Here is a 23,275-nt window from a genome sequence, read left to right on the forward strand (position 1 = left end):
ACTGTTAAAAGCCAGCTGAGATCTATGTGAACATAGTACATTATTATCTTGTGTCAGAATAAATCTATCTGAATATTATGTTAATAAAATCCTTAAGGAGTTTTATAACTTTGCCTATACGAATATTTATAGATCAGGGACATAACCCCAGCGGCTTCAATGCCGGAGCTGAGGGTTTTGGTCTTAGGGAACAGGATATCACTTACCAGGTCGGCATGTACCTGGCTAATATTCTGAATGATGACCCCAGATTTGAAGCCCGCACATCAAGGACAACACCGGAGCAGGTTTTAGGTTACAGCAATACCACCAGTTTAGCAGAAAGGGTAAGGCTGGCTAACTCCTGGCCGGCTAATTATTTTATTAGTATCCATTGTAATGCAAATGATAATCCCGCCATCAACGGAACAGAATGTTATGTCTTCCAGAATTATACCCAATCCTATTACCTGGCAGAACGAATACTGCCTGCCATCGTTAACCGGGTGGGAACAAGAAATAACGGTGTCCGGATTAATCCTTCTTTATATGTATTACGGCGGACTAATATGCCTGCTGTTTTAGTAGAGCTTGCCTATATTACCAATTATGAGGATGCTCAAAAATTAGGTTCGCGGCAATATGATTTTGCTTATGGTATTTATCAGGGATTGTTAGATTACTTTGGATTTTCTGTTTTAGGATAAGGCGCTTTATGACAGCAGTGACAATCAGACAAAAAAATCCCTGAGAGGCAATTAATTCTCCAACTGCCGGCTCAGGGATCTTTTGAAATAATCTCTTTGTCTGTTGTGTTACTGGCTCTAAAAATTACTTCCGTTCCAGCCCCAGTTACTTACTTCTTCATATTTTACATAGATATGATCCGGACTAATATCCAGTTCTTCCTCCAATATTTTAGTTATGACAGTAGTAAGTTTGTTATAGGAATCGGAATCAGCTTTTCCAAACAATTTCACTTCTACAAATGCAATACCAAAATCACCTTCCCCTTTAAAATACATAGAGCATTGATCTTCAAAGGAAACCATAAGCCAATTTTCACTTTTACCGGGGATTAATTCTATTGCCTTTCCTAACTTTTTCTTTATATCCAGTTCTTTACCTTTTGTTATAGTTACATTGGTCTGTGTATTAATATATGGCATGTCTTACCTCCTAAAAGTTACTAACCTTCCATTCCTTCGTTAGGCCCAGTTTCTAACTGATCTGGAATAAATTTAATATACTATATAATTTATTGTTAGTTATCCCATTTGTCAAGTTATTTATAGGATAATTACAAGATTTTTTCCAATTCGGCAGAAATTTTTAATAAACTTTACGAATATTACAAATTTTATATTGACAATGAAAAATATTCTAATTATACTATAAGATAATTCATGAATAATTATAAATAAACCGTTGATTAAGAAGAGTACGTTTGTCTTACATTTTCAGAGAACCTTACAGTGGTGGAAGTAAGGTAATAGAGGGCAGACCGAATGGGCTTAAGAGGTTGGGAAGAAAGGTCAAAGACCAAGTAATGCCCGACGGGATCTCCACCCGTTATCCTGGGAGCATATATTCTAGGTATATGGAATAAGTGGGTGATTTTTCACCAAACAGGGTGGTACCGCAGAAGGATATACAGACTTTTGTCCCAGTAAATTTACTGAGGCAAGAGTCTTTTTTTATACCCATTTACTTATAAACATGCATTAATGAATCGAAAGGAGAACTTAAGTTATGGCAAAAATTCCACACAGACTTTATCTTACGGAGGACCAGATGCCCACCAGTTGGTATAATCTAAGAGCTGATATGAAGGAACAGCCGGATCCCATGTTAAACCCAGGAACTTTTAAGCCCGCCACCGAGGAAGATTTATACCCTGTATTTTGTAAAGAACTTGCCCATCAGGAAATGGATGGAGTCACAAGGTATGTAGATATTCCGGATGAAATACAGGACTTTTATAAGATGTACCGACCCTCACCTTTAATCCGTGCCTATAATTTAGAAAAAGCCCTGGGGACACCTGCTAAAATCTATTATAAATTCGAAGGGAACAATACCTCCGGAAGCCATAAGCTAAACTCTGCCGTTGCACAGGCTTATTATGCCAAAGAGCAGGGTCTTAAAAGCCTAACGACAGAAACCGGCGCCGGTCAATGGGGTACCGCCCTGGCAGAAGCCTGCTCCTATTTTAACATTCCCCTTACGGTTTATATGGTCAAATGCTCCTATGAACAAAAGCCCTTCCGCAAATCCATTATAAAGACCTTTGATGCAGCTATCATTCCAAGTCCAAGTGCCACCACAGAGGCAGGGCGAAAGATATTAGAAAAATCCCCGAATACCGGCGGAAGCCTTGGGTGTGCTATCTCGGAAGCTGTGGAAAAGGCCGTTACCACAGAAGGCTGCCGTTATGTACTGGGTTCCGTATTAAATCAGGTACTCCTTCATCAATCAATTATCGGTCTAGAGACCAAAACTGCTATGGAACTTTTAGATGAATACCCGGATATTGTAATTGGCTGTGCCGGGGGCGGTTCCAACCTTGGCGGGTTAATTGCTCCTTTTATGCAGGATAAATTACTGGGTAAGGCAAATCCCCGAATTGTAGCCGTAGAACCGGCCTCCTGTCCCTCCTTTACCCGAGGCAAATATGCTTATGATTTCTGCGATACCGGTAAAGTCACACCTATGGCCAGAATGTATACCTTAGGCTCTAGTTTCATCCCCTCCGCCAACCATGCCGGCGGTTTAAGATACCATGGCATGTCTCCGATTCTTTCTAAATTATATCATGACGGATATATGGAGGCTGTGGCTGTAGAACAGACCAAGGTATTTGAGGCCGCTTGTCTTTTTGCAAAACAAGAGACCATCCTGCCGGCTCCGGAGTCTGCCCATGCCATACGGGCTGCAATTGATGAAGCCTTAACCTGCAAAGAAACCGGTGAAGCAAAAACCATTCTTTTCGGTCTTACCGGTACCGGTTATTTCGATATGATGGCTTATACCGCTTATCTGGAAGGCACTATGACGGATTATATTCCCACCGACAGTGACCTGGCAATGGGATTTTCCCAATTGCCTATAATTCCTGGATTAAAGGCTTAACTTATTATTTTTGATGGAGGCTGTTGCGGAATAAAATCTCTATTATGGACATCGGTCTGAGATAGCAATACGTTTTTAAGTAACTTTGTCCCAATTTATTTACCAGATAGATATCAAATATATCTCTGATATCTATCTGCAACAGCCTGAAAAAATTGTAGTAATTCATACCTATTTTTCATCAAGTTACTATTTTCTCACATTATGTCACCCTGATTCATGAATTCATGACTATTTTACTTTCTATATTCATATTTTATTCTGTAAGATACTTTCATATAGTATATGATAATTTTCGTAGATTTCGCTGTTTGATAACAAAAAACTCTTAATAAAATTACTTCAAGTGCCTAAATTGTAAGCAGGATTATGCGGTGTTTCATAAATACTTATTGACGAGGTTTAAATACTTTATTCTATTATGTTTTCATCTTAATGCATAAATCCTCATATTTATAAGTATGTCTGATGCACTATCCGAATTATGTCGAAATTAAAAAATCTGCTTTTCTTCTAGGACAGCCTGTGCTATAATGATATTTGGTGATAATATCGTCCCAGGAAACTTATTTACTAAATATTTTTGCATGAAATGTCCCTAAGATAATCATACTATGAAAAAGGGACTCTTAATTTTGTAAATAGTTTCTTTTTTTATTGTACATTAAAAGCAACCAGACCCATGGAGGAATAAAATGAGCGAAGTAGCACATAACTTTGAAGAGAAATTAAGAGAATTATTATCCTATGCCAATGACAATAAAGGTGTTGTTGATGTGGGTAAAGTCAACGACTTTTTTAAAGAGATGAACCTGGATGTCAGGCAAATTGATAAAATATATGAGTATCTGGAAGCACATAATATTGTTATCCTGAATCCCATTGAAGAGGATGAACCGGATGATGAGATTATTATGGATTTGGAAGACAGTGATGAGGCTGCTCTTTTAGATTTTGAAGATTTTTCCATGATCGGTACCATGTCTGATGACCCGGTTAAATTGTATTTAAAAGAAATCGGAAGTTATCCTCTTTTATCCGTAGCCGAAGAAATTGAACTTGCAAAAAAAATCGAAGAAGGCGATGCCAATGCAAAAAGAGTACTGGCTGAATCGAATCTTCGTCTGGTTGTCAGTATAGCAAAACGTTATGTCGGCAGAGGCTTATCTTTTCTGGATTTAATTCAGGAAGGTAATTTAGGTCTTATTAAAGCTGTTGATAAATTTGATTATAATAAAGGATATAAATTCAGTACTTATGCTACCTGGTGGATTCGACAGGCGATTACCAGATCCATCGCAGATCAGTCACGTACCATTCGTATACCGGTACATATGTCTGAGGTTATTAATAAGACTTACCGCGTATCCAGAAGCCTTTTACAGGAATTAGGAAGAGAACCTTCCGAGCAGGAAATTGCAGATGCCATGAAACTTCCCATTGAAAAAGTGAGGGAAATCCTTAAGGTTTCCGCGGACCCTATTTCTCTTGATACCCCCATTGGTGAAGAAGACGACAGCCATCTTGGCGATTTTATCAAAGATGATTCCATTATGGGACCGGAGGATGCAGCATCTTATTCCGTGCTTCAGGATCAGATCTCAAAATTATTAGAGACCTTAACTGAGCGGGAACAGCGGGTATTAATATTAAGATTCGGTCTTAAGGACGGAAGGACCAGAACCTTGGAAGAGGTAGGTAAGGAATTTAACGTAACCCGTGAACGTATCAGACAGATTGAAGCAAAAGCACTACGAAAATTAAGACATCCAAGCCGCGCAAGAATGCTAAAAGGCTATGACATCATGTAAGAATTCTTGGAATTATAAAATATCAAGTATAAGCACTGTTATTGTGGTTATACCCATGGAGGACACACTATGGAACGTATTATATTGATGGTTATAAGAAGTCTTTTGGAACTGCCCTTTTGGTTATATAAAATATTTCGATACGCAGATATTGACAAATATGATGAAACAACCGGATACGCGCTTTTATACCGGCTGACTAAAAAAGCCAATCGCAGAGGCCGGGTTACGATTCAATGTTATGGTCTTGATAATCTGCCTAAGGAGAATGGTTATGTTATGTATTCCAATCACCAGGGTATGTTCGATGCATTAATTTTACTTGAGACTCATGAACGCCCCTTTGCAACGGTGTCAAAGAAAGAGGTTGAGAATGTATTTTTCATAAAACAGATTTTTGTTATTCTCAGATCCAAATTTATTGACAGAGAAGACGTCAGACAATCCATGAAGGTTATGATGGAGGTAACCAAGGAGGTTAAGGAAGGTCGTAATTACTTAATATTTCCCGAAGGTACCAGATCTAAGAACCAGAATCAGATACAGGAATTTAAAGGCGGCAGTTTTAAATGCGCTATGAACGCTAAAGCTCCGATTGTCCCAATCGCCATAATTGATTCTTATAAGAGCTTTGACACCCATTCCATTGCAAAATTAACGGTTCAGATTCATTACTTAGAACCACTTTACTATGAGGATTATCAAGGTATGAAATCCGGTGAAATAGCGGAATTGGTTGCAGCCAGAATTGAAAAAACTATAAATGAGTTTGAAACGATTCCAGCTTGAAAGTAAAGCATCTACGTTATTGTTTGCGATGCTGCATCAAAGAACATCCTGACAGAAAGTTGAACTTTTAACTTAGCCGCTAACTCAACTACTTATCAATATAAAATCAGTTATACTTATAATGGTTAAGGCATAAAGCCTTAGCCATTTTTTTGGCTTTAGCCATTTTTGGGGCTTTAGCCATTTTTGGGGCTTTAGCTATTTTGGAGGCTTTAGCTCCCCATCACAGACACTTTTTTTCTTAAATTACCTTATTTTATAATTAAGTTTTATAATTACCTATAGAAAATTTATCCTAAATTTGTTAATATTTAATTACCTTTTTTACCAGTTTATTTATTAATATGACTGAATTTTAATGAATTTTGACGAAGTAGTGTGTAGAATTACAGACAATACAGAAAACAGGTACCACAACTTATTATATAATAAGGTACCTCTTACCGTGTATAAACTACCAATTAACCCTAAATGTCGGAATAGTCAGTAAACTCTTATTATACCAGGGAACATCTACCCAAAACCGGATTATATAAATCCTGTCTCATATTACTTCTAAGGTGCATTTTGCTATCACGTTTCTATGTAACGCACACTTCCTCCCGGTCAGTTTGTTACATCTTGTGAGAGATTTGTTAACCGTTTTTATATAATTAACCGTATAAAAAGCAAAACTTTACGAATCATTAGAATATACATAATACGAAGGATAAAAAGGTTACTACTATTATTAGAAAGGAATATGTATGGTGATTTTTCCCAATCATTTATACATGGGGTATTAATATGTCTTCTATAGGCAGCAGAGTGAAAGAATTACGAGTTAAAAAAGGCTTGACCCAAGCCCAACTAGGCAGTTTGTCAGGCATACATCCTACCAATATAGGCAGAATTGAAAATAAAGATGCCGTGCCGCAGGCAGATATTTTATATCTGATTGCCAAAAATCTGAATACCAGTGTGGAATGGTTACTTACGGGAGTCTCTTCGCCTCCCTGTCACGAACTGCTCCTTGAAGCAGCCCTGACCTTTGAAAAGTCTCTGCAAACTGACCCTTTGTTAGGGGAATTTTATAAACTGTATCAGAATCTAAACGACAATGAAAAACACGAAGTAATCAGATTTGTAAAATTTATCCTATATCAAAAAGATATGCAGACTAATTGATGATGAAGTCCTACCCTCTATACATTAAGAGCGAGTCTTGATAATTCTGTCGACATACTAGTAATCTCTTCAATACTGGAAGTAATCTCTTCTGTAGCAGCCGCCTGTTCCTGGCTTGCACTTAAAGAATCGCTGCTTTTAATGCCTGCCTCTTCTACTTTTTGTTTTATAGTGTCCGTGAGTTTATTAATGATTGGCACTGTACTTTTAGACTGATCAGATAATTTTCGGATTTCATCCGCAACAACTGCAAAGCCTTTACCGGCTTCGCCTGCTCTGGCAGCCTCAATGGAGGCATTTAATCCAAGCATTTTGGTCTGGTCTGCTATTACTTTAATAAATTTGGTTACCGAATTGATTTCATCGGAGATACCGGCAATGTCTTTGATTATTCCATTTAGTACCTGTTCATTGGAATGGATTTCTGTGGCTGAAGCTGCAAGCTGCTGTATGGCAGAGGATATTCCGGTAAGGCTGTTTTCTAGATTGACTGACATACCGCGGAGTACGGCTGCATTCTCCTTAGGCATGATAATTCCTAAGGTAGCTACAAGATCTGTTCCGTTCTCCTCATCAAAAAGAGGATAATTGGCTGTAAAAACAGGCACACCATACTTTGCTTCATCCAGTTCTGCAGTCATCGGAGTTTTAGATTGTATCACCTTATATGCTACATCTTCTTGGGTTAACTCATAACCCACCGGGAACATAGGCATCTGAAATTTGTTGGAATTCTGACAATACGCTATTTTTTGAAGATCTGTCAGGTAAAGAAAGGCTCCTTCATTAAACATCTCTGTCAGAATCGGGGCGAAATCATAAAAGGAAGCAGCTACCGGATGTAAATGAGGCACTGCGATAAGTAAGGCTCCATAAGCTTCTCCGTCACTGTTAAGTATTGGCAGCGATGATACCTTAAGTCTTACACCGTATACACTGCGGGGAATGTTCTGAACTAAAACTTTCTTTTCACGAATTGCTTTTATGGTAGTGGAATCCTGTTCCAACTGATCACCTAACTTTAATATATCCAATGCAAAGGTCCTGGACTTTTTCTGCCATGTAACCGTATCGCCTTCAATAACAGCAAACAGAATCCCTCCTTGTACCAGCTCGGTAAGAGTTTCTATCATAAACTTACATTCTTCTAATCCCGACATATGAATCATTGCTTATCCTCCATCTCATAGCTGCTGTTAAAACTTCTGTTAAGGGTCTTTGAGCAACCGCTAATATAATGAAAATATTGATATTTACGTTAATGAATTTAATGACATTTCCTTTGATCTTTACCTTATATCATAACGTAATTCTCTTACATTATTTGTTACATAATATCATTTTTTGTTAGTTTTTGTATTCGTTTACCATTATATATGCAGTTGCGCAGGTTGTCAAGAGGTCAATGTGCATTGACGCATGTTTCATTCATCTTTTTGTTATTACATTACCGGATTACCAAGCCCTGGCATATGAGATGGGATGTTGGAAAAATTGCATAATACAAAAATCTTGATACAAAAGAATGGCAATGGAATTATCAAGGTGTAGTAATTGTGTTAGAATCCTTGACGAAATACAAAAAATGAAATAGTATTAAATTAAAATTTCTTCACTGATAGCAGTTGTCAGTGAAGCTGCTCTATTATGAAACTGCTCTATTATGAAACTGCTCTATTATATAGATATTCCCGGAGGTTAACAAAAAGCTGTTATATGGTAAGACTAAATCCATCACCGTGGAATTGTGTATTGAAAGAGGTGTATAATGAAATTTCTGTTAATGGTATTTGGGCTGATTTCTTTTTTTATAAACGAAGGTGGTAATATAGCTGCCGGAAATAATAGATTTGTAGTTACTATGCAAAGTAATATAAATCAAATAGTTACTAAGAATAATCAGTCAGAGGATCAGGTCCAGAATTATAATCTGCCAGACACAATAAAATTATCCTTAAGTAAAGTTAAACTTGATCGTATTGAACAGGCTGGTGACTTTGAATTTCTCAATGAATTAAAGAGTGAACGATTGGGTAATGCAAGTAAAAGTCAAATTAACATCACATTATATTCAGACAAAGATAATAATATCTTCGGAGTTTTTAAACATAAAAGTAAAAAGTATATGTTAACTTATTTAGGATATGCTCATGATATTAACTCAATTGAAATTCATAAATTACAGCTCAAATTCAATTTCAATGGGAGGATTATTGATTTGGTTTCTTGTATAGGCTCTTCCACTCTGGGATATACCTATGTAATTTTTGATGAGGCAAGCAATAGTTGGTTTTCTTTTCATAATTGGGGTAAACCGCAAGTGATTGATGTAAATCAGGATGGGATCAAGGAAGTAATATTACAATTTGGAGGAATGCATCTAAATGCTCCAGAGCTAAATATACTTAGTTTTCAAAAGGGATCCTTTATGCTTGCTGATATAAATGATGAAGTAGACAGGCTTGATACAAACATCACTAAGATATCTTCCTCCTTTTTAAAAGAGGTAAATAACAAGGTAATTGTTGAAATCGATGATGAAAGAAGCAATGAAGCACCGGTTCTTTACTATTTGGATTATGGTAGTAATAATTGTTCCTTAAAACAGATTCGTCTTCCTTATAGGTTCTTTGAGGAATCTGTGGGGTAACATTTTTAAATGCGAAAAAGATGAGACTGTTGCAAAATTCAAAGAGTAAATTACTTGGGAGAGAATGGGGATAATGTTTTTTAGAAATTTAGTGTAAAGTATGCGCGAATGGCTGCAAGAAAGAGAATGCAGCCGCCCATTCGCGCAATCTTTACACTAAATTACTAAAAACATTATCCCCATTCTAAGCCCAAGTTCAAAAACCTTACAATTTTGTAACAGCCTCGTCTTTTTATTTTTAACATTACATCTGGATTAGATAAGATGTTCAATATTTATAAGCTTATCAGATGCTATCTTAAATAACATACAGCTAATATTTTATTTCAGATAATTACCCAACAATTCCGGCTATATGTTTCCTTAGTACCGGTCCTAGTAATAACGCTGCCGCAATCTTTAAGATATCTCCCGGAATATATGGGATAACCCCCATTAAAAGTCCCTGTTGAAAGGATAATTCCAGCTGAAAGGACAACCATGCAGTTCCAAGTAAATAAGTGGTTAAAAGTCCTAGAACCATGCCAAGGGTATACATATAAAGCTTACCTTTGAATTTTTCGATAAATAAACCGCTGATTACAGCTAATAATATAAATCCAATCAGATATCCTCCTGTTGGCCCCATAAGTTTTCCCGGACCGCCGCTAAAACCTGAGAATACGGGTACTCCTACGAAGCCGATTAACAGATAGATTAAATAACTTATGGTGCCTTTTTTCCAGCCAAGCAAAAATACCGTGAAGTATATTGCCAGATTGGTAAACGTGATTGGAACCACGCTAAAGGGCAGCGGTATTGAGAGGGGACCTAATATACAGGTGATGGCAGTCATAAGACCAATCAGTGTTAGTTCTTTGGTAGTAATTTTTTTTGTATTCATATGTACCTAATTATTGCAGTCCTGCTGCAATAAGCCGCATCATATATTGTTTGTACGGCATTCCTTTCCTGTTATTTTGTTTCTTCGTGTTGTTTAGATAAGTCAAAGCCCAGTGTTTCAAGCATTTTTATATCCTGTTTTATATTATTACCAGAGGTAGTAAGCATATTTCCGGTAATGGTAGCATTGGCACCGGATAAAAAAGCCTTTTCCCCGGAATTGTCCATAATTGCACGACCGGCCGCCAATCTGATATCTGCCTGGGGATTTATATAACGGAAAATAGCTATGGTCCGCAGTAATTCTTCCTCCGTTACCCTTATATTGTCCTCAAGGGGGGTTCCTTTAATCGGCATAAGGGCATTAATCGGGATGGAATCCACCTTTAACTCTGATAGACTAAATGCCATGTCCAACCGGTCCTCCCAGGTTTCTCCCATTCCAATAATACCACCGGAGCAAACCTCCAAACCGGCTTTTTTTGCCAAACGGATACCCTCTATTTTGTCTTCATATGTATGGGTTGTACATATATTGGGAAAATTTCTTTTGGACGTCTCTATATTTTCATGATATCTTGAGACTCCGGCTGCTTTTAAATCCGTATAAGCCTCCTCTGTCAGTAATCCATGGGAAGCACATAAATTAATATTACACTCCTCCTCCATAACCTGATAGGCAGCTATGGCCTGATCTAAATCCGTGCCTGACAGCGACCTGCCCGCAGTTACGATCGAATACCTATGGACGCCTTCCGCCTCATGCTTTTTACAATCCTCTAAAATAACCTCCCTGGTAAGGAAACCATATTCCTCTATTCCTGTATTATGGTGTCCGGATTGGGCGCAGAACTTACAATCTTCACTGCAATTACCGCTTCTGCCATTTATAATGGCACACAAATCCGCTTTATTACCATGAAAATGCTCCCGCAGTTTATTGGCACCCTCACATAGTTCTTTTAAATCTGCGGTTAAAAATGCGGTTACATCCTCCTCCCTGGTAAGACGGTGCCCCTTTATTATTTTATCTGCCAATTCTAGCATCCCTTTTCTCCTCACTGTAGGTAATCGAAAATTTTCATATTTCCTTTTATCATACTTTAAATGATCTTGCTGCTTTCTTATCTTATCTATAAATTGCCTTACTGATTATCTTACTGCTTAACTATTCTACTGTTTCTCGATTATCTGCTGTCTCATTATCTTACTGTTTTTTCTATTATCTACTGTTTCATTATCATACTTCTTTATTATCTACTGTGCATTTATCATGTTCAACCAAGCCTATTTTCTATCTGACTCTTACACTTACTTCTCCCGAGGTCAGGGCTTTGATCTCTCCATCCGTCAATTTTATAATAAGCCTTGCTCTTTCATCAATATCAAGAGCTGTTGCCTGCTCCGTTCTGTCTCCGGTTAAAACATCGATTTCTTTCCCGATTAAGAAAGAGCGCTTCCGGTATTCCTCAATAAAAGCTTTACCGGAAAATTCCCGGTAATATTCCCAAAAAAGATTCAGTATCGTAGCAGCCAGCCTGCTCCGAAGATCTGCTGAATACATCCTGTTTTCAAATATACCTGTTGCTACATCTTTTAATTCCTCCGGGAAATCTTCCACCGGTCTGGCAACATTAATTCCAATCCCTACAATGCAGTATTCCAGTCCTCCACCCTCAAAGTCTACCCCAGCCTCCGTTAGGATTCCGCAGACTTTCTTCCCGTTACAATAAATATCATTGACCCACTTGATTTTAGCTTCGCAGCCAGTAACCATTTCAATGGCTTTGGCAACAGCGGCGGCAGCCGATGTGGTAATAAACAGGGCATCCTCCACCGTTAGCTTAGGACGCAGAAGTATACTCATATAGATTCCGGTATTGGGCGGAGAATAAAATTGACGTCCCTGGCGGCCTCTTCCCCCGGTCTGTTCCTCCGCAATCAGGACTTTTCCCTCTTCTGCCCCTGCTGCTGCCAGTTCTTTGAGCAGGGTGTTTGTGGAGGTTACGGATTTATGAACTTCTAACTTTACATTCTTTAGATTATCCGCTAAATAAGGCATTATGCTTTCATTTGAGAGTATGTCATTGTCTTCCGATAAACAATACCCCTTATTTGGTACCGCTGAAATGGCATATCCTTCACCCTGGAGCGTTTTAATTGCCTTCCAGACCGCATTCCGGCTGATGGAAAGATCCTGGGCCAGTTTGGCACCGGATACGCTGGTTCCCTTATTTTTTTCAAGCATAAGTAATACATGTTGTTTTGCACTCATGAAGTCACCTTCTTTTATTTATAAATTTTAACCTGCTTTACTACTTTTGACCTCAAAAAATATATGTACTTAATTATTATTTTAATTTTCTACCTAAAGATAACATAAGGGTCTTCAAATGTCAACCTATATCATTACAATGGGTGACATTTAAAATTGATATTGTTAGTAATCAAATACCTTAAAACCAGGGAGATATTAATCTGTAATATTACATGGCACTTTCTCCCAGAGCAGGTTAGGCAAAGCTGACTTATATAGGAACAGCCGCATCGAATTAAGAATGCGGCTGTTCCTATTTCTTTTCTATCTCAATAATTATGATATCCGTTTATGCCTGTGACTGATAAGTTATCGTTAATCCTGTACTTGAACCAGTTGTAGCAGACTTAAAGGAAATACGGGTAAAGTTTGCAAATTTGTTAGGTCCCAATACCAGCGCCGCTGCTCCTGCTACTGTAAATTCCGCACTGTCATCTACCCAGAGAGTGCCATCTGGGCTGATTTGTACCTTTACTATAGCTGAATTTGTACCGGTGTTGCTGATAAAGAAACTATATTGACGCTGGAGAGATATGTCTCTTTGTGTGGAGCCGGCATAATCATCAGCAGATGTTACATTTTCGCTCTGGTTAGTAAAGTTCATTCCAACCGAGACCTGAAGTGCTCCACTGTCATTGGTTTTTAAGATACGGTTCGTAGTTCCGTCATTACCATACACAGCAACATTATCCTGTGTATTTGACAGGTTTCTTATATCAAAGTCATTTGCATTAACTTCAACTGTTGTACCTATTTCTGTTGTAATATATAACCGTCCGTTTGAATCTACTTTTATTACCTTTGCTGTGGTTCCGTCATACCCATAATGTATCGATTTTAGGCTTTCGGGAGAGTCCTGATATACAGCAAGACCTGACATAAAAATCATCTCCTAAGATTTTAGTTGTAATTCCTATCTCAATAATGATTAATCATCCCGCTTTAACTTGCTCTGATTCCGATTACCAGCTTCATAGAATCGGGCGGATTTAATCATCACCATAACATAATATGAGCTTTTCTTAACTTTTGTGATTGTAAATCCCTATATTTTATTATATTCGACATGATTCATGTAAAATACATTTCAACGAACTCTCTGAAATACCGCTAAAAGGTAATAAAAGGTGACCAGAGGAATCCTATTCAAATACCCAAAGAACTATCAAAAAGCAACGATAGACTCAGCAAGAAGAATATCAAAAGAATGTCCTTTAAAGACCTTTAGTATCTGATTTTATTAACAAAACAGCAACAGGATGGAGTGCTGTTCCTTTCACTCCATCCTGTCGGGTTTAATGTCTTTATTCCAATCTGGGTTAACAGATTATTACTTTTTTTTAGAAACCTTATATAATATTCTTTGCATTATCTATCAAATTCCGGATTAAATGCGTAGAAGTTTCTGGAATCCAGATGATCCTGGACGATTCTTAATGATTCACCAAAGCGTACAGTATCAAGCAGATTATATGTTACCCAGTTAATGTACATATTTTAAATACCCCAGATATCACTCTGTATTTTTTAATCATAAATAGTAGTCTGGATATTTTGGTCACAATGTAATAGTATCTACAAGATCTCTTTTAACGAACATGCAAATAACTTAACACCTTTTTCTATATCTTCAAACGATGAATTTGTAAAGTTCATGCGTAATGTATTAATATCCTTACAGTTAGTATAAAAAGGTACTCCTGGTACAAAGGCTACATTTTTAGAAGTAGCAATATTAAATAACTTAATAGAGGATGTTCTTTCTGGCAATGTTACCCAAAGGAACATACCTCCCTTAGGCCTTGTAACTTCTACACCTTCCGGGAGTTCTTGATCAAGCCATGCAAGCATACAATCTTTTTGTTCTTTATAGGCTTTGCAAATATGGGCAATATGTTCATCCAGACTATTACTTAATAAATACTGATATAAAACCCTTTGTGAAAAATTATTGGTATGTAGGTCTGATGCCTGTTTTGTGATAACCAGTTTGTCTATTATTTCATCATTGGCGCAAATCCATCCAAGTCTCATTGCTGGAGCAAATACTTTCGAGAAAGAGCCAAGAGAAATCATCTTTGTTCCTAATATTGAAACCATAGATTCTATCGGTTCATTATCAAATCTTAACTCTCCATAAGGATTATCATCAATTAGTATCGTTTCCGTTTCTTTCATAATTTCTGCCAGTTTTTTTCTATTTTCAGAAGAATAAGTTATGCCAGTAGGATTCTGAAAATTAGTTACTGCGTAAAAAAGTTTTGGATTATTTTTTTCGATCACTTGTTTCAATTCTTCTATATAAATTCCATCCTTACCAAGTGATACGGCATTAAAAGCAGGTTCAAAAATAGAAAAAGCCTGAATTGCACCTAAATACCCTGGTTTTTCTATTATTATATGATCACCCGCATCTATAAGAATTTTTCCAATTAAATCTAATGCCTGCTGCGAACCATTTGTTATGATAATATTATCTGCAGTTATTCCTAAATCTTTATAATACCTATTTGCGATAAACTCCCTAAGTGGTCTGTAGCCTTCCGTTGTACTATACTGAAGTACAGATTCCCCACATTCATGAAGAACCATATTGGAGGCTTCTGCAATTTCATTTACAGGAAAAAACCTTGGATTTGGTAATCCTCCTGCAAATGAAATTACTTCCTTATTTTCTGTCACCTTTAATATTTCACGAACAAAAGACTTTTGTACTTTATTCATTCTGTTTGAAAATCTCATATCCTTGCTCTCCTCTGTTTTTTCTAAGTCTTTTATAACTCAAACAAATTCTAAACTGCACATTTTTCTAATAATTTCACTCCATTATAGGATGTCCCAAAGGTAAAAAGCATAAAGGGTGAACCAAAATCATATATTTTCTCCAGTTCATAAATACTTCTTGCCTTTTCCGTTGTTATGCATAATGATCCTTCCTCTTCCTTACATCTGCGAGCTGCATAACCATTTGAATCAGAGTATTCAAGCTTCACATTGTTAATGCTATCCACTAATTTGGCTGGAGAGGGATGTGTGAATACCTTATAGTTATTTTTTTCGATATAGGATAATGTCGCAAGCTGCATATCATCCAGTTTCATATATAAATGATCCATAAAAAAAAGACAATCGGTATTGAAAAAATAAAGTTCATATAATTTAAAATAAACGGCACATAACACAAATACTGGCAAAATGTTTTTATCATTAACCTTTTTGGCTTCACTCACGGCTTCCTCCGGTGTAGTACAAAGTACAAAGGAGCATTTATTCTCAATGTTTCTTTCCTTTGCCCATAATTTAGCCGCTTCATATATATTGGTTCCTTCAGGACCCAAGGCAAAAATCCTAACCTCTTTAATTAAGTCCATTGTTAAATAAGTTCCTATCATACTTAAATTAAGGTTAATATCTATGAATCCTTTTAACTTTTCAGCGAACACTATATTATTCATTCATTATATCCTCCATCGTCCATCCAGCACGATAACTATAATTTCCCAAAGAATTAATTTTGTGTCCGTAATTTATTAAAAGTTTTCTAAAATCAGCTACTTTGTCATCATCTGCCAGATTAAACACTACTTTAAAATAGTCATTCTGCGTTTCTTTAATACCAAGTAAATCCTGATTTTCATATTTTCCAGGCATCGCCTTTTTTAATAATTGAAATGCAGGTGCACCCGGATTTACTTCTATAATATTAGCTATTATTTCTTGAGGGGGCCTTCCTATATGTTTAATAGCCAATTCCCGTATATACTTGGCCTGCTCATACGTCATATCCAAACTTTCGATATCTTCTCCCGGTAACCCAATTACATAACTGGCTATGGTATCAATATTATTTTGATATAATATTTTAGCTGCGTTTATGTTATCAGCAGTAGTGGCATTTTTATTTATATTAGATAATATCTTATCACTGCCCGATTCAAATCCAATAGCAACCTCTGTTATATTCAACATCTTTAAATATTTGACTACATTTTCGTTTACCCTGTTTGCTCTGGCAAAAATTTTAAGTAAAACTTTTGAATCCTTCAATTTTCTTTGGTATAAAACAGCCACTTCCCTTAGCCAATCTTCATTTTGTAGAAAATCATCACCAATTTCAAATATATATTTAATTGTGGGTATGGTTACAAGATATTCTAATTCTTTTATATAATTTTCCGGCGTTTTAAATCTTACACCTGCATCTGCCCTACCACAGAAAAAGCAGTATTGTGAGTTCTCCCTGTTGCTGCAGCCTTTATGACTGTAACTGCGAAAGCTTGTCAGCACTTCTAATCTTTCCAACTTACTGTCTCTGACCGGTATTCTTTTGTATTGCTCGAATAACTTATTATCAATCTCCAATATGAGATTATCATTAATTGGAAATTTTTCATTTTTATTTATAATGACCTTGCCGTTTTCATAATCCATATAAGCAAGATTATTAATATCTTTCCATGGTTTATTTAATATTAAATCAACGAAGGTCTGTTCGCCGTCACTTGTCATAATACAGTCCAAAACACTATGTCTGTTTTTCATAATACTTTGACAAAGCTGTGTTGCATGATGTCCCCCTAGCACAGTCGTAATATTATATTTCTTCGCTTCGTTAAGAATTTTTAAGGTATTTTTATACGAGGCCATCATCGACTGAACACATACCATATTATATTGGGGTAATAGATTTAAGATTTGTTCCAGGGAATAATACTCCCCATCTATGATGTCTATGTAAACATCTAACTTACATACCTTGATTGCATAGTTATATAGCGCCAGCAATCCAAGTGGAAGGCAATCATTAACACCATCAGTATAATAATCATCATCCATAGGAGCATAAATTAACACTACATTCATATTTGATATTCTCCTTTAGCAGTATTCGACTTATTTTGTATAATATATCCCACTAGCAAACAACAAAACACAGTCATTAAAATAAAATACAAGGTTTATCAGCGTAATATAATTTACTTCTTAAGACTCTTAACAGCCATACTTACTCCATTTCATAAACAATAGTTGCTACAGCAGTACTGGCTCTTTTGTATGCTTCATTGCTGTCTTGCCCCTGATACATTAAGACAATTCCGTAACCATCCATCTTGTTTTCAATCAGGTCACCAGTTTTAATCCACTGATCCATATACACAAGACCGTCCATTCCTTTTACTTCCTCAATACCCCTGATATTTTTTACATAACCAACTCCCGTAAATGCGGTACAAAAGGCAGTTGGTATTCTTTCACTGACATTTATATGTATTTCTTCTCCCAAACTGATTTTCACTAGACATTCAGAAAGATTTACCCGGGTTGAATTATATGCAGATGCTGCAATCAGCACACCACCTATCCTTGCATTTACTTCCAAAAGCCCCAGCTTCTCACCCTCTACTCGGTACTCTATGTGAGCAATACCATTATCATATTCCAGCGCTTTTAAGATTTCCCTACTTCGGTCTGCTATTTTTTGCTGAATTTCTTCACTTAGTCTTGGAGAAGGGGTAACCGCATACTGCTCAAGAAAATCATCATAATCATTCAAAACCATTTTGTCGTGAATTGCAATTATATGTGCTTCTCCTTTATCTACAACACATTCTACAGTAATTTCTGCTCCGCTAAGATATTGTTCAGCCAACCAATAATCTTTTATTGGATCCATAAAATGTTCATTGGAAGGTGCATTTTTTTTAATATCATACAAATTTTTAACGATTTCCCTCAAAGCGGTTTCGTCTTGCACTTTTGTAACCGCGCAGGACCCTGCAAAATTCATGGGTTTTACAATAAACGGATAACCTAATTTATCAGCCATTTCATATAAATCCTGAGGCTTTCTCACCAAACCGAATTTAGGTTGCTCTATTCCTTTGTTACTTAAACAAAAACGGGTCAGGTATTTATTCCTGCATCTCTTTGCCGCACCTACATCCAGTCCTTTTAACCCCAGTGCACTGCAAAGAATTGCTGTCTGCTCAACAGCATATTCATTTACTGTAACAATAGCATCGATTCTATTTTTAACCTTGTATTCCGTAACTTCAGTTATGAGGGAATCTACATTATAGACATCTACATCAATCATATCTTCTGCATAGTTATCAAACTCATTTAAGTTATCATTTTTATTCTTTGCAAAGACAATTTTATGACCTGCTGCAAACAAATACTCCATTAATTGTTTTAATGGGTAATGACCTCCGCCTTTTGCTATAACAACTAATACTGTTTTTCTCACATTCGCTCCTCTCTATCCGTCAAACGGATAAGTATATTCTTGTAGTATTCTTTTATATTTTTTATTTGTTCCTGTATGTATGGGAAATCAAAGATAAATAAAACACGTTTCATTCATTAGCACCTCTCACTTTATACTTTTTCCAATACTACGGATGCAATGCTTCTATCACCCTCACTGCAGTCATATGAACCTATTGCTAACAGCAACATATACCTAACTTCCTCTTTTTTCTGGTCCGTAAAGTCCTTTAAATTTCTTACTATGTCCACATCCCCGATATGCCCTCCATACTCTTTATTTTCCATGAAAATGATATTCTTCTTAATCCTTAATAATTTAAGCAATACATTAGAATTAAGATAGTAATTTGTATTCTGGCATATAATTTTATCAATTTCATCCATTAAAAGACCACTGTCCGTAACTGCTTCTTCCATTGCCTGCTTATATATCTGAGCTAATTTCATATTATTTATCTTAACGTTATCTCCTTTCTGTTTACAATAACTTCGTTCCCCATAAGATTTAAGACTGGAACCTCTAAGTTTTAGTAAATAGTCCTGATTACTTATAACTATAATTCCTGCACCATCTCCAACCAGACAATCCCCATGATATCTGTCTGTAAAATTATCCATAAAACAAGAGGTTAATAGTATTACATATTTATTTTTTGTATTTTCAAGTAGGCTGCTGCTTAGTTTTATACCGGCAAGTGTTCCAGAGCATTGTTGATTTAAGCTGATAACCCCAGCATTTTTCATTTTATATTTATGCTGAATATAGTAGGGAACATTGATTCCTTCGTTTTTAAAATTATATATATCCGTAAAAAATAATCCGATTATATCATTGACATCCACTTTGCTATTTTCTATAAAGCGATCTACTAAGGATTCATATACTAAAATATGTGATTCCTTGTCGTCATATACAATTGTATTACATTGACTCATTTGTGAAATATAATTTATTTTTTCTTTAAAATCATCTTCTTTAGCCTCTCCAAATAAATGAGATTCTTGTAATACTTTCTTTATATCTGCTTCTTGCATACCTAAGTAATAATCCATATAGGTTATACCAATCATGTCATCACCTTTACTTAAAATTACAGAAATTCAAGCAGTCCCTTTCTGTCAATTTTACCTGAAGCCATATATTTTAATTCACTTTCGTTAATAAAACAAATAACAGAAGGAATCATATAATCCGGTAATTTACTCTGTATTTCCTTCCTAACGTCTTCAACCTCTAATTCATAATTCATATTTTTTACTATAATTGCAGCAAGTTTTGTACCCAAATCATTTTTTACCGGTAGTACAAAACAACGATTGATCCTTTTATCCGTAGACAAGACTTTTTCAACTTCTGATGTATAAACCAGATTACCGCCAACTTTAACCATGTCATCTTTTCTAGAAATAAAATTATATTCTCCGTTTTCATCCAGATAAACAATATCACCGCTTTTATACAGCAGTCCTTCGTCAAACTTACTTTTTATCAAAACTCTACCCGTTAATTCTTCATGATTACAATACCCAAGCATTAACTGCTCTCCACCTATTAGTAATTCGCCGGGCTCCCCCGTTTTTGCAATATTCCCATCTTCTTTAACAACATAAAGCTTCACGCCCCTTAAGGCTTTTCCTATGGGGATAGTTTCATTTCCTTCCTTAGGTATTCCATCCAATATTTTAACTGTTACGGAATGTGTACTTTCAGTTGGTCCATAGCCGTGGATGAATTTAACGTGTTCCAGTTTACTCATTAATTTTCTTATATTCGTAACAGAACAAGATTCTCCCCCAAACCAGATACTCTTTAACGCCAGGAAATCCTCTGTAACCAGCTTATTTATCTGGGTTATGATGATATTAATTACGGAAGGCACAAGAAGCGTATCCGTAATCTTATTATCTTTTAACATATTAATTAACTGCATGGGCCAAATAAATTTATCCATTAAAACAATTGTCCCTCCACAGTAAAGTGTAACAAAGATATCTAGTACACTGGCATCAAAATGCAGTGGACATACATTAAGGAAACGTGTGTTAGAATCATACAAATTAAGATTAGCTGCATTGTCTATAAATGTAAGCACACTACTAGTGGGTATTACAACACCTTTGGGAACTCCGGTTGAACCAGAAGTATAAATTATGTATGCTGCTTTGTTCAGGGTATCTTTACGGGAAGTTAATTTTTTAGCGTTTCTCTCTGATTCGTCTGTTTTTAGCTCTTCTTGGATATTTACCATAGGAATTGTCATGACTCCATTTAATTCTTCTATTTTAATACAATCCGTTATAATTAATTTCGCATGGGAATCTTGTGCAATATAACATAATCTTTCTAATGGAAGGGTATAGTCTATTGGAATATAAGCTGCACCTATTTTCAAAACACCAAAAATACTGATAATTGCAGATATTGATTTTTTCAATAAGATAATAATATTATCCTCTTCATAAACATTATATTTTGCCAATATTTCTGCTACTCTATTACTTGACTCTCTTAGCTGCTTGTAAGTAATACTGTCACTTCCATGCTCTACAGCCTTCTTAGAGTCATTTATTTCACTTCTATATAAAATATCCGCTAAATTATACATTTCCCACCTCCTTATCTTTAGATCCCGAAATTTTTTGCGGTCAGAAAACCACTCCCACATGAACAATTATTCCAGTCAGTCTCAGCTGGATAGCCCATATAATTTATCCCCTTATTGATTGGATTACAATGGCTTCGAAGAACCCCTTTCAGATTTCTTCTGTCTATATCAGGATGTAATTGAAGATACAGCGCAATCAGTCCGGTGACATAAGCTGCTGCGGCTGAAGTTCCACTAGATACCATCCAGCCGTCTTCCTGTCCCGTTCCATCCCTCTTGCCATTGGAAACATCAAAAATACAGCCGGGCTGGGTCGGCATAAGTATTAATTGGGCCTTTGGCATCTTACCGCAAATACCGCATAAATCTGGAACACATCTTTCATCAAATAGTTCTGATTTATAACCACTTGAAATATCGGATAACTCAAGTTCCATATTAGTATTAACAAAACAACCACCTACAGAGATTATATCCGGATATGCTATACTTTGAAAAAATGCATTTTTTCTGTCACTAGAACCATTACCGGAGGAATATACCATAATTATATTTTTAGATACCGCATTGGCAATTTCCAAATAGATTTGTGGTTCATACCCTATTATTCCCCAGCTACAGTTAATCACATCCGGTACCAATCCCACAGCTTTTTGTAAAGCGGGTATGGGATAGCTGTTTATTTTATTACATGATTTTACTAATGTGTAGTCACATTTCGGGGCAATTGATAATAATACAGAGGACATAGCTGTTCCATGTCCTCTTTCATCTTTGTCCACCAAAAAGCTGTTAACAGCTCCTATTCTATTAAAAGATATGCACTTTTCTTTGTAATACTGATGCTCATATAATCCAGTATCAATCATAATTACCCTTATGCCTTGTCCAAAATATCCATTATCATGTAGTGTCCCTGCATTTGCTATTGCGGCAATATCCTCTGGCACATTTAAATGCCTGTAATTTAAATCCGGTCTTTGTGTCTCTTTTGATTCCAGTTCAAAACTTTGTTTTGGTAATATGATTCTTTCTATCTGCTTTAATTCCTTTGGAATAATAATCTCTTTTTTGTTTTCATATATGTATTTATCAAAATCTTTTATGTATTTTATTCGATTATAGACAATTTCTGTGGTAAATATTTCTTCAAAGATTTCCTTTTCGCAGCTTACGGTAATCCCAACTTCAGACCTGGCTTCTACAATACATCCCTTGGCTAAAAAGAAGTGAACGGCTTCCTCAATCCCTTCCTGTTTTGGAATATAATCTTTAAAAGTATCCCTATTAAGTTCACCAAGTTCCCTATATATGGACTTTCCTCCATCTGAATAAAATGTTACACTAAATACTACTTCCAATATCTCCATGAAACTTCACCGCCTATCTACATAAAACTGGATTGAATCAAGTCTGCCAGCGCCTCAACGCTGCTAAAGTTTTCTTCAGTCAGCGTATCCGTATCGAATTCTTTATTATAATAATTTTCAATTGCAACTGTAAGTTCAATAAGCTGCAGCGAATTAAGATTAAGTCCTCCGTTTAGCAAAAGCGTATTCTTATCAATTCTGCTGTCAGCCATTTTGAAGCTTTCATTCAATATGTTATTAATATCTTCATATATTTTATCTTTCACAACTTTACCCCCTCTTCCTGATATGCAACGAAA

At 36.1% G+C, this 23,275-nt stretch carries 20 protein-coding genes, 1 pseudogene and 1 other annotated feature; of the genes and pseudogenes, 6 read left to right on the forward strand and 15 right to left on the reverse strand.

What is annotated here, in order from left to right; all coding sequences use genetic code 11:
* Positions 1-110: 110 nt before the first annotated feature.
* Entirely contained in the window at positions 111-686 is a 576-nt protein-coding gene (locus QA584_RS25595) for an N-acetylmuramoyl-L-alanine amidase family protein (RefSeq protein ID WP_278271931.1), read from the forward strand.
* Between the two features lie 117 nt (positions 687-803).
* On the opposite strand, the gene QA584_RS25600 is transcribed toward QA584_RS25595, so the two are convergent.
* Entirely contained in the window at positions 804-1,148 is a 345-nt protein-coding gene (locus QA584_RS25600) for a phenylpyruvate tautomerase MIF-related protein (protein ID WP_278271932.1), read from the reverse strand.
* Between the two features lie 250 nt (positions 1,149-1,398).
* Positions 1,399-1,651, forward strand: a binding site (T-box leader).
* Between the two features lie 80 nt (positions 1,652-1,731).
* Here QA584_RS25600 and QA584_RS25605 point away from each other — a divergent pair.
* The 4 genes from QA584_RS25605 to QA584_RS25620 all read left to right on the forward strand — a co-directional run bounded on the left by QA584_RS25605 (position 1,732) and on the right by QA584_RS25620 (position 6,878).
* Positions 1,732-3,111 carry a TrpB-like pyridoxal phosphate-dependent enzyme gene (locus tag QA584_RS25605; RefSeq protein WP_278271933.1) on the forward strand — a complete coding sequence of 460 codons (1,380 nt, stop codon included), beginning with the start codon at positions 1,732-1,734 and terminating at the stop codon, positions 3,109-3,111.
* 695 nt (positions 3,112-3,806) lie between these two features.
* On the forward strand, positions 3,807-4,922 hold the full coding sequence (gene rpoD, locus QA584_RS25610) for an RNA polymerase sigma factor RpoD (RefSeq protein ID WP_278271934.1): 1,116 nt from the start codon (positions 3,807-3,809) through the stop codon (positions 4,920-4,922).
* 69 nt (positions 4,923-4,991) lie between these two features.
* Positions 4,992-5,711, forward strand: a complete 720-nt coding sequence (locus QA584_RS25615; protein ID WP_278271935.1) for a lysophospholipid acyltransferase family protein — start codon at positions 4,992-4,994, stop codon at positions 5,709-5,711.
* A gap of 786 nt (positions 5,712-6,497) precedes the next feature.
* Positions 6,498-6,878 (forward strand): helix-turn-helix domain-containing protein, encoded by a 381-nt coding sequence (locus tag QA584_RS25620; RefSeq protein ID WP_278271936.1) that lies wholly within the window; start codon positions 6,498-6,500, stop codon positions 6,876-6,878.
* 17 nt (positions 6,879-6,895) lie between these two features.
* On the opposite strand, the gene QA584_RS25625 is transcribed toward QA584_RS25620, so the two are convergent.
* Positions 6,896-8,047 (reverse strand): methyl-accepting chemotaxis protein, encoded by a 1,152-nt coding sequence (locus QA584_RS25625; protein WP_278271937.1) that lies wholly within the window; start codon positions 8,045-8,047, stop codon positions 6,896-6,898.
* 599 nt (positions 8,048-8,646) lie between these two features.
* On the opposite strand from QA584_RS25625, the gene QA584_RS25630 reads away from it, so the two are divergent.
* Positions 8,647-9,528 carry a hypothetical protein gene (locus QA584_RS25630; RefSeq protein ID WP_278271938.1) on the forward strand — a complete coding sequence of 294 codons (882 nt, stop codon included), beginning with the start codon at positions 8,647-8,649 and terminating at the stop codon, positions 9,526-9,528.
* A 334-nt stretch (positions 9,529-9,862) separates the two neighbouring features.
* On the opposite strand, the gene QA584_RS25635 is transcribed toward QA584_RS25630, so the two are convergent.
* From QA584_RS25635 to QA584_RS25695, 13 genes and pseudogenes are all read right to left on the reverse strand, one after another.
* Positions 9,863-10,411: a biotin transporter BioY gene (locus QA584_RS25635; RefSeq protein WP_278271939.1), complete on the reverse strand. Its 549-nt coding sequence runs from the start codon at positions 10,409-10,411 to the stop codon at positions 9,863-9,865.
* Positions 10,412-10,482: 71 nt separating this feature from the next.
* Positions 10,483-11,457: a biotin synthase BioB gene (bioB, locus tag QA584_RS25640; protein ID WP_278271940.1), complete on the reverse strand. Its 975-nt coding sequence runs from the start codon at positions 11,455-11,457 to the stop codon at positions 10,483-10,485.
* 247 nt (positions 11,458-11,704) lie between these two features.
* Positions 11,705-12,685: a biotin--[acetyl-CoA-carboxylase] ligase gene (locus tag QA584_RS25645; protein ID WP_278271941.1), complete on the reverse strand. Its 981-nt coding sequence runs from the start codon at positions 12,683-12,685 to the stop codon at positions 11,705-11,707.
* A gap of 331 nt (positions 12,686-13,016) precedes the next feature.
* Entirely contained in the window at positions 13,017-13,607 is a 591-nt protein-coding gene (locus QA584_RS25650) for a DUF6385 domain-containing protein (protein WP_278271942.1), read from the reverse strand.
* 488 nt (positions 13,608-14,095) lie between these two features.
* Positions 14,096-14,179, reverse strand: a pseudogene (locus QA584_RS25655) (manganese catalase family protein); the annotation flags it as partial.
* A 123-nt stretch (positions 14,180-14,302) separates the two neighbouring features.
* Positions 14,303-15,469 carry an aminotransferase-like domain-containing protein gene (locus tag QA584_RS25660; protein ID WP_278271943.1) on the reverse strand — a complete coding sequence of 389 codons (1,167 nt, stop codon included), beginning with the start codon at positions 15,467-15,469 and terminating at the stop codon, positions 14,303-14,305.
* Between the two features lie 50 nt (positions 15,470-15,519).
* Complete coding sequence (locus QA584_RS25665) at positions 15,520-16,182, reverse strand: hypothetical protein (protein WP_278271944.1); 663 nt, start codon at positions 16,180-16,182, stop codon at positions 15,520-15,522.
* Positions 16,175-17,590 (reverse strand): B12-binding domain-containing radical SAM protein, encoded by a 1,416-nt coding sequence (locus tag QA584_RS25670; RefSeq protein ID WP_278271945.1) that lies wholly within the window; start codon positions 17,588-17,590, stop codon positions 16,175-16,177. The genes QA584_RS25665 and QA584_RS25670 overlap by 8 nt, the downstream gene beginning before the upstream one ends.
* Before the next feature lie 142 nt (positions 17,591-17,732).
* Complete coding sequence (locus QA584_RS25675; protein WP_278271946.1) at positions 17,733-18,977, reverse strand: ATP-grasp domain-containing protein; 1,245 nt, start codon at positions 18,975-18,977, stop codon at positions 17,733-17,735.
* A gap of 131 nt (positions 18,978-19,108) precedes the next feature.
* Positions 19,109-20,071, reverse strand: coding sequence for a hypothetical protein (locus QA584_RS25680; RefSeq protein ID WP_278271947.1), 963 nt, complete (start codon positions 20,069-20,071; stop codon positions 19,109-19,111).
* Positions 20,072-20,091: 20 nt separating this feature from the next.
* Entirely contained in the window at positions 20,092-21,606 is a 1,515-nt protein-coding gene (locus QA584_RS25685; protein WP_278271948.1) for an amino acid adenylation domain-containing protein, read from the reverse strand.
* 17 nt (positions 21,607-21,623) lie between these two features.
* Complete coding sequence (locus QA584_RS25690) at positions 21,624-22,976, reverse strand: S8 family serine peptidase (RefSeq protein ID WP_278271949.1); 1,353 nt, start codon at positions 22,974-22,976, stop codon at positions 21,624-21,626.
* Positions 22,977-22,993: 17 nt separating this feature from the next.
* Positions 22,994-23,242, reverse strand: coding sequence for a phosphopantetheine-binding protein (locus tag QA584_RS25695; protein ID WP_278271950.1), 249 nt, complete (start codon positions 23,240-23,242; stop codon positions 22,994-22,996).
* Between the last annotated feature and the right edge of the window lie 33 nt (positions 23,243-23,275).

Source organism: Anaerocolumna sp. AGMB13025 (assembly GCF_029689925.1).
Classification (GTDB): domain Bacteria; phylum Bacillota; class Clostridia; order Lachnospirales; family Lachnospiraceae; genus Anaerocolumna.

Bases quoted from the DNA above. Each gene is read 5' to 3' on its own strand.
- QA584_RS25615 (WP_278271935.1), top strand. From the start codon at position 4,992: ATGGAACGTATTATATTGATGGTTATAAGAAGTCTTTTGGAACTGCCC.
- QA584_RS25630 (WP_278271938.1), top strand. From the start codon at position 8,647: ATGAAATTTCTGTTAATGGTATTTGGGCTGATTTCTTTTTTTATAAAC.
- QA584_RS25690 (WP_278271949.1), bottom strand. From the start codon at position 22,976: ATGGAGATATTGGAAGTAGTATTTAGTGTAACATTTTATTCAGATGGA.
- bioB (WP_278271940.1), bottom strand. From the start codon at position 11,457: ATGCTAGAATTGGCAGATAAAATAATAAAGGGGCACCGTCTTACCAGG.
- QA584_RS25665 (WP_278271944.1), bottom strand. From the start codon at position 16,182: ATGAATAATATAGTGTTCGCTGAAAAGTTAAAAGGATTCATAGATATT.
- rpoD (WP_278271934.1), top strand. From the start codon at position 3,807: ATGAGCGAAGTAGCACATAACTTTGAAGAGAAATTAAGAGAATTATTA.
- QA584_RS25645 (WP_278271941.1), bottom strand. From the start codon at position 12,685: ATGAGTGCAAAACAACATGTATTACTTATGCTTGAAAAAAATAAGGGA.
- QA584_RS25620 (WP_278271936.1), top strand. From the start codon at position 6,498: ATGTCTTCTATAGGCAGCAGAGTGAAAGAATTACGAGTTAAAAAAGGC.
- QA584_RS25670 (WP_278271945.1), bottom strand. From the start codon at position 17,590: ATGAATGTAGTGTTAATTTATGCTCCTATGGATGATGATTATTATACT.
- QA584_RS25600 (WP_278271932.1), bottom strand. From the start codon at position 1,148: ATGCCATATATTAATACACAGACCAATGTAACTATAACAAAAGGTAAA.
- QA584_RS25660 (WP_278271943.1), bottom strand. From the start codon at position 15,469: ATGAGATTTTCAAACAGAATGAATAAAGTACAAAAGTCTTTTGTTCGT.
- QA584_RS25650 (WP_278271942.1), bottom strand. From the start codon at position 13,607: ATGTCAGGTCTTGCTGTATATCAGGACTCTCCCGAAAGCCTAAAATCG.
- QA584_RS25680 (WP_278271947.1), bottom strand. From the start codon at position 20,071: ATGATTGGTATAACCTATATGGATTATTACTTAGGTATGCAAGAAGCA.
- QA584_RS25685 (WP_278271948.1), bottom strand. From the start codon at position 21,606: ATGTATAATTTAGCGGATATTTTATATAGAAGTGAAATAAATGACTCT.
- QA584_RS25625 (WP_278271937.1), bottom strand. From the start codon at position 8,047: ATGATTCATATGTCGGGATTAGAAGAATGTAAGTTTATGATAGAAACT.
- QA584_RS25605 (WP_278271933.1), top strand. From the start codon at position 1,732: ATGGCAAAAATTCCACACAGACTTTATCTTACGGAGGACCAGATGCCC.
- QA584_RS25635 (WP_278271939.1), bottom strand. From the start codon at position 10,411: ATGAATACAAAAAAAATTACTACCAAAGAACTAACACTGATTGGTCTT.